Source organism: Lapidilactobacillus wuchangensis (assembly GCF_003946645.1).
Lineage (GTDB): Bacteria > Bacillota > Bacilli > Lactobacillales > Lactobacillaceae > Lapidilactobacillus > Lapidilactobacillus wuchangensis.
In genome coordinates this window covers 80,905-93,291 of sequence record NZ_RHOU01000007.1, presented here as the reverse complement: position 1 = coordinate 93,291, position 12,387 = coordinate 80,905, and the positions used below count along the sequence as shown (strand labels likewise).

Sequence of the window (12,387 nt, the reverse complement as noted above, 5' to 3'; positions counted from 1 at the left end):
AAAAAACCGCTGATCACTTTGGCAAGTTAGCGGTTTTACAACAAAAATAACAGCCACCATTATAACGGCTTCATGTGGAGCGTTCAGTATACCGCCTGGACGCTTCTTTTAGTATCTTCATTGTAGCATGAAGGTACTCATTTGGCCAATTTGTTTGCGGAATTATCTGCATAACAGACTATTTTTTTAGGTAATGGTAATTAGGTTAGTTCATAAACTTCTGGCGATATTCAGTAGGTGATATTCCTTGTTTCTTTTTAAAGAGAAAGCTGAAATAATTTGGATCGTTGTAACCAATGTCTAGCGCAATTTCGGCTAGTCTTTTATTGGAATTGGTTAGTAGCATTTTTGCATATTTTATTCTTTGTTCAGTTAAATATTCAATAAATGTTTGATTTAATGACTGTGAAAATATGGTGCTAAAATGTGCAGGACTAAGTGAAACAACTGCCGCAACTGAATTTAGTGAAATATCGGGATCAGTATAATTAGCGTTAATATAATTAATTGCTTGATTGATGACACTTTGATATTTAGACATTGAAGGTTGAATTTTTGTTTTGCGCAAGTAATTAATAGCAGAGACTAAAATATCCTGGTATTCTTCGTTATTATTGGCGATTGAGATTAAGTCATTTAGATTAGTTAATTCAGCTGAATAAGATTCGTCAAAATCACCTCGGCGCTGAATTAATCCTCGTAATTCAGTCAATATGAAGAAACGAAACATCCTTGTTCGCTCATGGCTTCCTTGAGTTTGCATCAGTCTTTGAATTAAGTAGTCATGATTCTTTGTTGAAAGTTCCGTAATTTCTTTAGCAAGATCCATTTTGAAAGGATGAGTTGGGGAGAGCTCGCCTTCCTTCATATCGTCCTCAAAACTAATAATCTTTTCAGTACGAACGTTACCATAGGTTGATAATAAGTTTTGAGCGTTTTCAAAAGAAAAAGAAATATCACTGAGCCGTTCAACAACAGGGCCAATCCCAACGGCAATATTACCAATTATGTTTCGGTCTAATTCATGAATTAGAGTATTCGCAATTTGATAGCTAGTTTCCAAAGTGCTTACACGATTATTAGCAAAAACGAGAAATTTAATATAATTCGAAGACATACTGGAAAAGATGGTATTGGGATTAGTTATAAATAGGTAATTTAAATATTTACTAAATTGAGTATAATCAGCTAATGAATTATTGTAATGATTATTTGCCAGTAAGACAGTATAGTTTTTTCCTGCCAATTGGCGCTGGAAAAGGTTATCTGCCTTTTCCAGCGTCTCAGGAACTGTTAACTCGTTCTTAAATAGCTCATCGAGAAAGTTACTTTTTTGAATGTCAGAAAAGAGTGAACTTTCGGATTTAATCTGTTGGTTTTGCTTAGCTAAATCTAGGTTTTTAATTGCTTCAATAATTGTTTTAGTCAGTTCTTCGTTTTTAATTGGTTTAAGAAGATAATTATCTGCCTGTACCTGAATAGCGCCTTTAGCATATTCAAAATCATCAAAACCACTTATAAAAATAATTCGACACCATGGCAAAATCTTTCGCGCCTCTTTGGCAAAAGAGATGCCATCCATAAAAGGCATTTTAATGTCAGAAATAATAATATCTGGCTGTAATTCAATTATTGACGCCAGAGCCATTTCACCATCGCTGGCCTCTCCAGCGTAGGAAATGTTGTATTGTTGACTTAACTTCATAATTTGAGTTCTTAGACTATCACGAATTAGATGCTCGTCTTCAACAATGAAAGTTTTATACACGCTCGCTAGCTCCTTTTTTAGGGACTGTTATTACAACAGTCGTTCCCTGACCATAATTACTTTTGAAATCAATTGCAGCATCTTTGCCATAATAAAGTAATAATCGTTTGTTTACATTGAAGAGGCCGTAACCAATACTAGTGTCTGATTCAATACCACGTTTTAATTCTGTTGTAATTTCTTTTAGTCGTTCTGGCTTTACCCCGATACCATTATCAGTGACTGTAAAAATAATATTAGTTCCAGTAATTTTTGCAGACAGTGTTACTAAGCCAACACGTCGGGTAAATTTAATTCCATGGTAAATAGCGTTCTCAATAATTGGTTGTAAAATCATTTTTAACATTCGATAAGATTTTATTTCTGGTGGTATATTGACTTGATAGTTAAGCATTTCGCCATAACGTATTTTTAGAATTTTCAAGTAATCAGTTGCATGTCGAATTTCAGTGTCAATAGGTATCCAGTCTTTACCTTTGCTTAGAGAAATTCTAAAAAAGTCTGAGAGTGCAAATGTTAATTCTTTAGCCTCCTCATATTGCTGCTGCTCAATAAGCGCAATAATGGCATCAACGCTGTTGTAAACAAAATGCGGTGTGATTTGTGCTTGTAAAACTCGTGCTTCACTTTGTGCCAAATAATATTGTTTCTGAGCGTTTTCTTCGAGTAAACGAACTAGGTTATCGGCCATATTATTTAGACTCATGGTTAGTGCTGCCAGCTCTGGTGTTTGTGGTACTGATAAGCGATAGTTAAAGTGTCCCTTTGAAAGTTCAGTGGAAATTTCAGCCAAATTGTGCAATGGTTGTTCCACGTTTTTAACTAAAAAACGATGATTCTTTTGAGAAATATAAATGGCGATTATAACAAGGACTACTTCAAATAACGTTAAAAAAACAAACGAATGAATCAATTCTTGATTCTTACTGTTGGCCATATTAATTTCAATTCGAACAAATTCTTGCAATATTTTTGATAGCAGTGTTGTAGCAGACTTCACCTGTGTCATTATCTCGGTATTTGCATCATATGAATTATCATGAGCCAGATTAGTAATAATCTCGTTTTGCTGATCATTAAGTGTATCAATTACCCGAGAAGATACATCCAAAACACTTCGTTCTTCACTGGTAGTAATATTTTTTTGTAATGTATTAATTTCATTTTGCAATTCCTGAACAATACTTTTCTGTTCGTATCTTTTAACAGTGATTTGACCAGTCACAACATCCCACATTTCCTCTAGAACATCATTGTCTACTTTGGCTGCTATGTTATTAGCGTTTTGAATATTAGTTAGTGTATGCTGATAGGCTAAGATTTGTCTGGAATACATAATGGCACTAATTAATAGAGGCAAAATCGCAAAGATGAGCATTAGTCGGTTAACTTGAGAAAATATTTGTTTGATACTTAAGTTTTTATTTGAACGCATGAGTACCTCTAATAATTTCTAGTAGGGATTTTATCAATATTTGATTCAGAAAAGGTTGTTTCAGAAATATATATTTCGTGAGCTAATTGATGACCAGAAAAATGACGATTAATGGCGTTAACGACATACCAACCAACATCTGGGTTGCACTCAACAACACAGTTCACTTCACCATTAGCTAGCTTCTTAATGATATTCTCTTGCCCATCAATTGTGATCACAACAATATTTCGACCGGGTTTAATATGGTTTTCTTTTAATGCTGACAGTGCTCCTAGGGTCATTTCATCGCTATGACTATAAAGAATGTTGAATGATTTATTTTTGTGAGTTTGCAGATACTTATTAACGACATCATAAGCTTTATTTCTAGTGTAATTGCCTACTAACGTTGAGGTTATTTTCATTCTAGAATCTCGTGAAATTGTTTCGCGAAAACCGTCATGTCTTAACTTACTCGGTGAAGTTCCTGGTAGTCCAACCAATTCGAGAATGTCAATTGAATCAAGCTTCTTCTCAGCAAAGTAGTTGGTAGCGTAAAGGCCAGCTCGATTTCCCTCAGCTTTAAAACTTGGCCCAATGTGAGTTAAGAATAAAGTCTGATCCGCAGTATCAATATGACGATCAACAATAATTACTGGGATATGGGCCTTCTTTGCCGCTCTCAACACGTTATCCCAGCCTGCTTCCTGCAAGGGGGCGATAATGATTAAATCAACTTTGTATGAAATAAAAGTTCGTACGTCTTGAAGCTGCTGCTCCTGGTTCATAAAGGCGTTGCGATAAAGTACCTCATAGTCGTTCTTTTTAAGCTCGGTTTTGATCGATTTAGTATGAGCTTTTCTCCAGCTACTTTCTGTGCCAGACTGTGAAAAACCGATTACTGGATTATGGACGCCATCATTTGTTGGCGCTTTACTGCAACCGGCAAAAAGAAATATGATGAGCAAGAATAGCAAAGATATTTTACGCATGAGGGACATCCTCCGCAGATAAGCAAGTTTATTTATCTTCATTTTAGCAGAAAAAGCGCTTTATTTGCTGATATATCGGAACTTTAAAATAAAAATCTAAGAGATTCTAAAAAAAATCAAGATTCAGAATAGAATTCAAAAGAAAATAATAATTGTTAAAAAGATAATTAATGAATCGTAAAAATGTAAGCGCTATACTAGCGAAGTAATCAAATGCAGAGATGGAGGTTTCAGGTGCATGAAAATTAATTTGAAAAAGGTAGCAATTACTATGGCGGCTTTGTTAATGGGATTGGGTGCATTAACTGGGTGTAGTAAAAAATCTAGTTCTGGAGATAGTGCGGGAAATAAAGGTTATGTAGGCATTGCCATGCCGACTAAATCCGCTGAACGTTGGATTGCCGATGGTAATAACATGGTCAAAGAACTAAAGAAGTTAGGCTATAAAACTGATTTGCAATACGGTGAAGATAAAGTAGAAAACCAAGTTGCTCAAATTGAAAATATGATTACTAAGGGTGTTGATACATTAGTAATTGCGTCCATTGATGGCTCAGCCTTAACTGATGTCTTAGAAAAAGCCCATAAAGAGAATATTAAAGTAATTGCCTATGATCGTTTGTTAATGAATTCAAAATATGTCGACTATTATGCGACGTTTGATAATTTTGGTGTTGGTGTTTTACAGGCATCTTATATTGAAGACAAGTTGGGATTGAAAGATGGAAAAGGACCATTCAACATTGAATTGTTTGGTGGCTCTCCAGACGATAACAATGCTTTGATTAATTACAATGGTGTCATGTCCGTCTTTAAACCTTACATTAAGAGTAAGCAACTAGTTGTACCTTCTGGTCAAACTAAATTTAATCAGATTGCGACACTACGTTGGGATGGATCAACAGCACAAGCTCGGATGGATAACCTTTTAAGTGCAAATTATACTGATAAAAATTTAGATGCTGTTTTATCGCCATATGATCCAATTAGTTTAGGAATTATTTCCTCACTTAAAGGTGTTGGTTATGGATCTGAAAGTAAGCCATTACCGGTTATTACTGGACAAGATGCAACTGTTGCAGGGGTTAAGTCAATTATTGCCGGCGAGCAAACTGAAACAATCTTTAAAGACACTCGGATTTTAGCAAAAAATACGATTGAAATGATTAAAGCCATTAGTGCGGGTAAGAAAGTACCAGTTAATGATACAAAAACATATGATAATGGTGTGAAAGTTGTGCCAACTTATCTGTCTAAACCAGTTTCAGTTGATAAAGAAAATTACAAGGCTGAATTAATTGATACCGACTATTATAAAGAATCACAATTAAAAGAATAATTGAAGTGAGTGAGGATCGAACTGGCTTCGGTCCTTTCTCAATTTAACGGTCAATTTGATGAAAATGTTGTCAGAAAGGCAGAGAGTATATGGCAGACTACATTTTAGAAATGAAAAATATTATTAAAGAGTTCTCAGGCTTTCGTGCCCTAGATCAAGTGAATTTAAATATTGAACGTGGTGAAATTCACGGATTATGTGGTGAGAATGGTGCTGGGAAATCCACCTTAATGAATGTTTTAAGCGGCTTATACCCATATGGTAGTTATGATGGTGATATCGTTTATAACGGTGATATTTGTAAGTTTAAAGACTTAGGCGACAGTGAAAATAAAGGAATTGTTATTATTCATCAAGAACTGGCACTCAGCCCTTATTTATCAGTCAAAGAGAATATTTTCTTAGGCAATGAACAAGCCAAGCACGGCGTGATCGATTGGGATTTGACTGAGAAGAAAACAACTAATCTTTTGAAAACTGTCGGTCTAAAATTGAGTCCTAATACGCTAATTTCTCAAATTGGTGTTGGGCAACAACAGCTAGTTGAAATTGCTAAGGCTTTTTCTAAATCGGTTAAATTATTGATTCTAGATGAACCAACAGCAGCGCTTAATGAAGAGGAAAGTGCAAATCTTCTGGATTTAATTCGTGAGTTTAAAAAGCAAGGAATCACATCGATTATCATCTCGCATAAATTGAGCGAAATTGTTAATGTAGCTGATCGAATTACAATTATTCGTGATGGTAAAACTATTGAGACTTTAGATCATGAAGAAATCAGTGAAGATCGTATTATTCGTGGCATGGTTGGTCGTGAGTTAACCAATCGTTTCCCTGATCGTCATCCCAAAATTGGTGATGTTTACTTTGAAGTAAAAGATTGGCAGGTTCACCATCCCGTTGATACTAACCGTGTTGTTGATAATGTTAAGGACTTTAACATTAAGCGTGGAGAAATCGTTGGAATTGCTGGACTGATGGGGGCTGGTCGAACTGAATTTGCCATGAGTATTTTTGGCCATTCTTATGGTCAAGAGATCCAGGGAACGGTCTATAAAAATGGTCAAGAAATCTCAGTTAAAAATGTGGCCGATGCAATCAATAATGGTTTGGCTTATGTATCTGAAGATCGTAAAGAGCTAGGTCTGGATTTATTAATGGATATCAGAGAGAACACTTCTGTAGCTAGTTTAAATAAAATTAGTAAAAACGGCATTTTAGATAAAGATCAAGAGATAAAAACAGCTGAGAAATTGAATGAAAAAATGTCGACGAAATACACCTCAATTTTTCAAAATGTAGGTAGTTTAAGTGGTGGTAATCAACAAAAAGTAGTTTTAGCGAAATGGCTAATGACTGAGCCAGATATTCTGTTTTTGGATGAGCCCACTCGAGGAATTGATGTCGGTGCAAAGTATGAAATTTATACGATTATTGAAGAGATGGCTGCATCTGGCAAGAGTATCTGCATAATCTCTTCAGAACTTCCAGAAATAATTGGTATGTGTGATCGTATTTATACAATGAGCAATGGAAAAATGACCGGTGAAGTTGTTAGAAAAGATGCAAATCAAGAAACATTAATGAGTCTGATGACCATGGAGGCGTAGACAATGGAGACAACACATGAAGTTCATGAAGTAAAAGCTGACAAGAAAAAAATGAACATAAAAGATAAAGTAATGGATATTTTCAGTCGTTATAGCATGGTTATTATTTTGATTGTTTTGTTGATTGCGTTTCAGGTGATGACTGGCGGTATTTTCTGGCGGCCATTGAATGTCACTAACTTAGTTTTACAAAATAGTCATATTCTTATTTTAGCGGCAGGAATGTTATTAGTTGTTCTATTAGGTCACGTTGACTTATCAGTTGGTTCAGTTATGGCCTTTGTTGGCTCGATTGCTGGTATCATGATGGTTAACAATAAGATGAATCCCTGGGTAACCATCATTGCTTGTTTAGCCGTAGGTGCGTTAATTGGTGCCTGGCAGGGCTTTTGGGTAGCTCATGTTGGTATTCCAGCCTTTATTGTAACTTTAGCTGGTTTATTAATGTTTCGGGGATTGACCCAAGTAGTTCTTGGTGGTCAATCACTGGCTCCTTTTCCCAAAGTGTTTCAAAAAATGGCCACAGGTTATTTGCCAGATATTGCCGGTGGTGAACATCTACACTATTTGACAATGATTATTGGTATTCTCTTAGCTGCTGTATTAATTTATTCTCAATGGCGCGCACGGCAGCATCATAAGAGTAATTTATTCGAAGTTGAGTCAATTTATGCTTTTGCTTTTAAAGCTATCTTTACCGGTGTGATTGTTATTGGCGTTACGTATATTTTTGCGGCCTATTCAGGCTACCCAGTTATTTTAATTATCTTAGGTGTGATTGTAGCTGCCTACGGATTTTTAACAAATAAAACCGTCCCTGGACGTCAGATCTATGCAACTGGTGGTAACAAAAAAGCAGCTGAACTATCAGGAATTAAGACTAAGAAAATTACTTTTTGGGTTTTTGTAAATATGGGAGTTATGGCAGCGCTAGCTGGACTAGTATTAGCTGCCCGACTAAATGCGGCAACACCACAAGCAGGAACTTCACTAGAATTAGATGCGATGGCTGCTGTTTACTTCGGTGGTGCATCCACTTCTGGTGGTATTGGGACTATTCTAGGTGCCATTGTCGGTGGTTTAGTAATGGGTGTCTTGAATAATGGGATGTCCATCATGGGTGTCGGCGTTGACTGGCAACAAGCAATTAAAGGTCTAATCCTTCTTTTGGCCGTAGTACTGGATGTATATAATAAACGCAAAAAGGTTGCATAGTTGAGGTGAATACGAATGGAAGAGTCACAGCATGTTAAACATATCTTACTTATTTGTACAGCAGGGATTACAACTGGACTACTAGTTAAGAATGTTCAATCAGCGGCAGATGCACACCATTTAAGTGTACATGTTTATTCTGCCCCGGCAATTCTTGCTGATCAAATTCTTCAAAATGAACCAGTTGATGCGTTGCTAATTGGTCCACAATCGAAATACGAAATTGAACGTCTGAGGGATTATCTGACATATAAAAAAGTTCCTTATAAGTTAATTTCTAATGAAGATTATCAGACTTTGAATGGTGAAGCGGTGCTAGCCGATAGTATGAAGTTACTAAAAGTAGAAATATAGTTAAAAAGATTCTGACCAAGTAAAATCTGGTTCAGAATTTTTTTTATCCGTATAAATTATTAATTGATGTAATTTATTGAAAAAACACTTTTTCCCGTCTATACTAACCTTTATAATTAATAAACAATCGTGAAGTATGATAAGGAAGAAATATGCCAACCAAATATGAATTAATCAAAAAGAAATTATTAGAAGATATTTTGGCGGGGAAGTATGCCGTCAATGACAAACTACCTACTGAATCAGAGCTAATGCAGTCCTTCAAAGTCAGTCGTTACACAGTTCGCCGGGCAATTGGTGATCTGGAGAATGATCATTATGTCTACCGGATTCAGGGCGGTGGTATTTTTGTTGACGATTGGGAAAAGCAAGAAAGTCGTACGCTGAAGAATAAAATGATTGGCGTGATCACCACACATATTGCCAATTATATTTTCCCAAATATTATTACGGGGATTGATCGGACGATTTCTAATAATGGCTATTCATTACTGTTAAGCAACACGCAAAATGATCCGCGTAAAGAGCGAGCCAGCTTGTTAAAGATGATGGAGAATAATCTTTCAGGATTAATTATTGAACCGACGCAAAGTGCCATTAATCAGGAAAATTTTGATCTTTATCAAAAGTTACAGACGTTGAGAATGCCAGTTCTTTTTATTAATGCCCACTATGAAGAGTTAAACTTTCCTTATGTTGAGGTGGCTGATACCAAAGGGGCCGAGTTGTTGACCAATCAACTTTTTACTGAAGGCCATCAGCGAATTTTAGGGATTTTTAAAACAGATGATTTGCAAGGAATTCATCGCATGAATGGCTATATTAAATCTTATCAGCAGCATTCTGCACAGTCGGCTTTTAGTGAAATTTTAATGTTCCAGACCAAGGATAATATGCAGACAGTTTTCAAACGCGTGGCGGCAATTTTACAACGGGATGATCGGCCAACTGCGGTTGTTTGTTACAACGACCAGTTAGCAATTCAGCTAATTGCTTTTGCTAAATCGTTGCATTTACAGGTGCCACATGATTTATCAATTGTTGGATTTGATGATTATCAGTTGTCGGCCTTTGTGGATCCTGCGCTGACAACAATGGCCCATCCTAAAGAAAAAATGGGTCATGATGCTGGGGCATTGATGCTGACAATGATTAATCATAAGCCGGTCGAGTCAGTTATTTATCCACCAGAGCTAGTTATGCGCAAATCGATCAGAAATATAACAGATAAATAAAATAGCCATTGACTTATACGGACAAATATTCTAGAATCTTTATGTAAGCAATTACATGGAGATTCTTTTTGTTACCCGATAATTTTAGCGGCGATAAAAATGAATTCAATTTTTAGCCAACAGGATTGATTTTGATAGTAAAGGAGTTAGGAAATTGCTAGAAAATCTAAAAAAAGAAGTTTACGAAGCCAATATGCTGTTACCCAAGTATGATTTAGTTACTTTCACTTGGGGCAACGTCAGCGCGATTGACCGCGACAAGGGGTTGTTTGTCATCAAACCTTCTGGTGTTGATTATGATAAGTTGACGCCTGACGATATGGTTGTTGTCGATTTAAACGGGAAAGTTGTTGAAGGCAAATTAAATCCTTCCAGTGACACACCAACACATACTGTTCTTTACAATGCTTATCCTGAATTAGGTGGGATCGTTCATACTCATTCACCATGGGCGGTTTCTTTTGCCCAAGCAGGCATGGATTTGCCGGCAACAGGAACAACCCACGCTGATACATTCTACGGTCCGGTGCCAGTTTCAGACGCGTTGACCAAAGAAGAAATTGAAAACGACTACGAAGAGAATACTGGTAAAGTCATTGTGCGCACATTTAAAGAACGCGGCCTAAAACCGATGGATGTGCCCGCAGTCTTGGTTCAAGATCATGGTCCCTTCACTTGGGGCGCCACTGCTGAAAAAGCTGTCTACAACGCCAAGGTTTTGGAAGTGAGCGCCGAAATGGCCTATCATACTATGCAATTACAAGGTCATGGCGACGTTTCAGTACCCCAGTATTTACTAGACAAACATTACTTTCGGAAACACGGTGCCAATGCGTATTATGGCCAGAAAAAGTAGCTGAAACGTGTTCGGAGTGACAAAAGGCTATGCCTAATTTAAATATCTGCTCAATCGACATGCGTCGCTTAATCAGATATTTGAAATTACGCTACGCCAAAAGTTCACCACCTCTCACAACTTATTAAAAAGGAGATTTTTATATGTTAGCTGTACCTGAATATAAATTTTGGTTTATTGTTGGTAGTCAAGCGCTTTATGGCGAAGATGATTTAAAGGCTGTTGAAAAGGATGCGCGGCAAATTGTTGCTAGTCTAAACGACAGCAAGCAATTACCTTATCCCGTTGAATTTAAAGAGGTGGCCATTGATGCTGAAACAATCACTTCAGCTATGAAAGAGGCTAACTTCAACGATGAAGTTGCCGGTGTCATCACTTGGATGCATACTTTCTCGCCAGCCAAGAACTGGATCCGTGGGACTAAATTATTACAAAAACCATTACTGCACTTAGCCACTCAATTCCGCAACGATATTCCTTGGTCAACCATTGATATGGATTACATGAACTTGAACCAAAGTGCTCATGGTGATCGCGAATATGGTTTCATCAACGCTCGGTTACGTAAGCATAATAAAGTTGTTTATGGTTTCTGGGGCGATGAAGAAGTTCAGCATGAAATTGCTGACTGGATGGATGTTGCCGTTGGTTTTAACGAAAGCTTCAAGATCAAAGTTGCTCGTTTTGGCGACAACATGCGTAATGTTGCCGTGACTGAAGGCGATAAAATCGAAGCGCAGATTCAATTCGGCTGGACGGTTGATTACTTCGGAATTGGCGATTTAGTTGCTGAAATGAAACAAGTCAGTGAAGCTGATATCGATAAAGAATATGCTGATCTTGAAAGTCGTTATGATCTAGTTGTTGGTGACAATGACCCTGAATTCTTCAAGGAACATGTTCGTTATCAATTACAAGAAAAAATTGCCATGGAACGTTTCTTTGAACGTGGTGGCTATTCAGCCTTTACTACTAACTTCGAAGATCTCTGGGGCATCAAACAATTACCAGGCTTAGCAGTGCAATTGTTAAACCGCGAAGGCTATGGTTTTGCCGGTGAAGGCGACTGGAAGACCGCTGCATTGGATCGGTTACTGAAAGTTGTTAGCCATAACGAAGCCACTGGTTTTATGGAAGATTACACGTTGGACTTACGCAAAGGCCACGAACAAATCTTGGGCTCACATATGCTTGAAGTAGACCCAACATTGGCTAGCACGAAGCCACGGGTTGAAGTTCACCCATTAGGTATTGGCGATCGGGAAGATCCTGCACGGTTGGTTTTCGATGGTGTTAATGGCGACGCAATTGATGTCACGATGTCTGATTTCGGCGACGAATATCGCCTGATTGGTTATCCTGTGACCGCTATGAAGCCTGATCAACCAGCACCACACTTACCAGTTGCCCGGCAACTTTGGGTACCAAAGGCTGGTTTGAAACAGGGCGCCACTCGATGGATCGAGAATGGTGGCGGCCACCATACGGTCTTCTCAACGAAAGTAACCAACCAACAGTTAGCCGATTTAGCACAGTTATTTGAACTAAAATTTGTTGATATTCAGTAATATTCTTTGACAATTCTCCTCCTAGAAAAGCAA

The 12,387-nt window shown here is 37.3% G+C and carries 10 protein-coding genes; 7 read left to right on the top strand and 3 right to left on the bottom strand.

Annotation, left to right across the window (positions count from 1 at the left end; translation table 11 throughout):
- Window positions 1–205 precede the first annotated feature (205 nt).
- From EKM82_RS07300 to EKM82_RS07290, 3 genes are read right to left on the bottom strand one after another with little or no spacing between them, the layout of a single operon-like run.
- Entirely contained in the window at window positions 206–1,768 is a 1,563-nt protein-coding gene (locus tag EKM82_RS07300; RefSeq protein ID WP_125767643.1) for a response regulator transcription factor, read from the bottom strand.
- Window positions 1,761–3,203: a sensor histidine kinase gene (locus EKM82_RS07295; RefSeq protein WP_125767642.1), complete on the bottom strand. Its 1,443-nt coding sequence runs from the start codon at window positions 3,201–3,203 to the stop codon at window positions 1,761–1,763. Before EKM82_RS07295 ends, EKM82_RS07300 begins: the two co-directional genes overlap by 8 nt.
- A gap of 8 nt (window positions 3,204–3,211) precedes the next feature.
- The gene (locus EKM82_RS07290; RefSeq protein ID WP_125767641.1) at window positions 3,212–4,177 is read right to left on the bottom strand and encodes an ABC transporter substrate-binding protein; all 966 of its coding nucleotides are present in this window, start codon (window positions 4,175–4,177) and stop codon (window positions 3,212–3,214) included.
- Between the two features lie 238 nt (window positions 4,178–4,415).
- Between EKM82_RS07290 and chvE the strand changes: the two genes are divergently transcribed.
- The 7 genes from chvE to araA all read left to right on the top strand — a co-directional run bounded on the left by chvE (window position 4,416) and on the right by araA (window position 12,354).
- The gene (gene chvE, locus EKM82_RS07285) at window positions 4,416–5,516 is read left to right on the top strand and encodes a multiple monosaccharide ABC transporter substrate-binding protein (protein WP_125767640.1); all 1,101 of its coding nucleotides are present in this window, start codon (window positions 4,416–4,418) and stop codon (window positions 5,514–5,516) included.
- Between the two features lie 89 nt (window positions 5,517–5,605).
- Window positions 5,606–7,126 (top strand): multiple monosaccharide ABC transporter ATP-binding protein, encoded by a 1,521-nt coding sequence (gene mmsA, locus EKM82_RS07280; RefSeq protein WP_125767639.1) that lies wholly within the window; start codon window positions 5,606–5,608, stop codon window positions 7,124–7,126.
- A 3-nt stretch (window positions 7,127–7,129) separates the two neighbouring features.
- Window positions 7,130–8,341, top strand: a complete 1,212-nt coding sequence (gene mmsB, locus EKM82_RS07275; protein ID WP_125767638.1) for a multiple monosaccharide ABC transporter permease — start codon at window positions 7,130–7,132, stop codon at window positions 8,339–8,341.
- Between the two features lie 15 nt (window positions 8,342–8,356).
- Window positions 8,357–8,695, top strand: coding sequence for a PTS sugar transporter subunit IIB (locus tag EKM82_RS07270; RefSeq protein WP_125767637.1), 339 nt, complete (start codon window positions 8,357–8,359; stop codon window positions 8,693–8,695).
- A gap of 152 nt (window positions 8,696–8,847) precedes the next feature.
- The gene (locus tag EKM82_RS07265) at window positions 8,848–9,930 is read left to right on the top strand and encodes a GntR family transcriptional regulator (RefSeq protein WP_125767636.1); all 1,083 of its coding nucleotides are present in this window, start codon (window positions 8,848–8,850) and stop codon (window positions 9,928–9,930) included.
- Window positions 9,931–10,084: 154 nt separating this feature from the next.
- On the top strand, window positions 10,085–10,786 hold the full coding sequence (locus tag EKM82_RS07260; protein ID WP_125767635.1) for an L-ribulose-5-phosphate 4-epimerase: 702 nt from the start codon (window positions 10,085–10,087) through the stop codon (window positions 10,784–10,786).
- 143 nt (window positions 10,787–10,929) lie between these two features.
- Entirely contained in the window at window positions 10,930–12,354 is a 1,425-nt protein-coding gene (araA, locus tag EKM82_RS07255; protein WP_125767634.1) for an L-arabinose isomerase, read from the top strand.
- Window positions 12,355–12,387 lie beyond the last annotated feature (33 nt).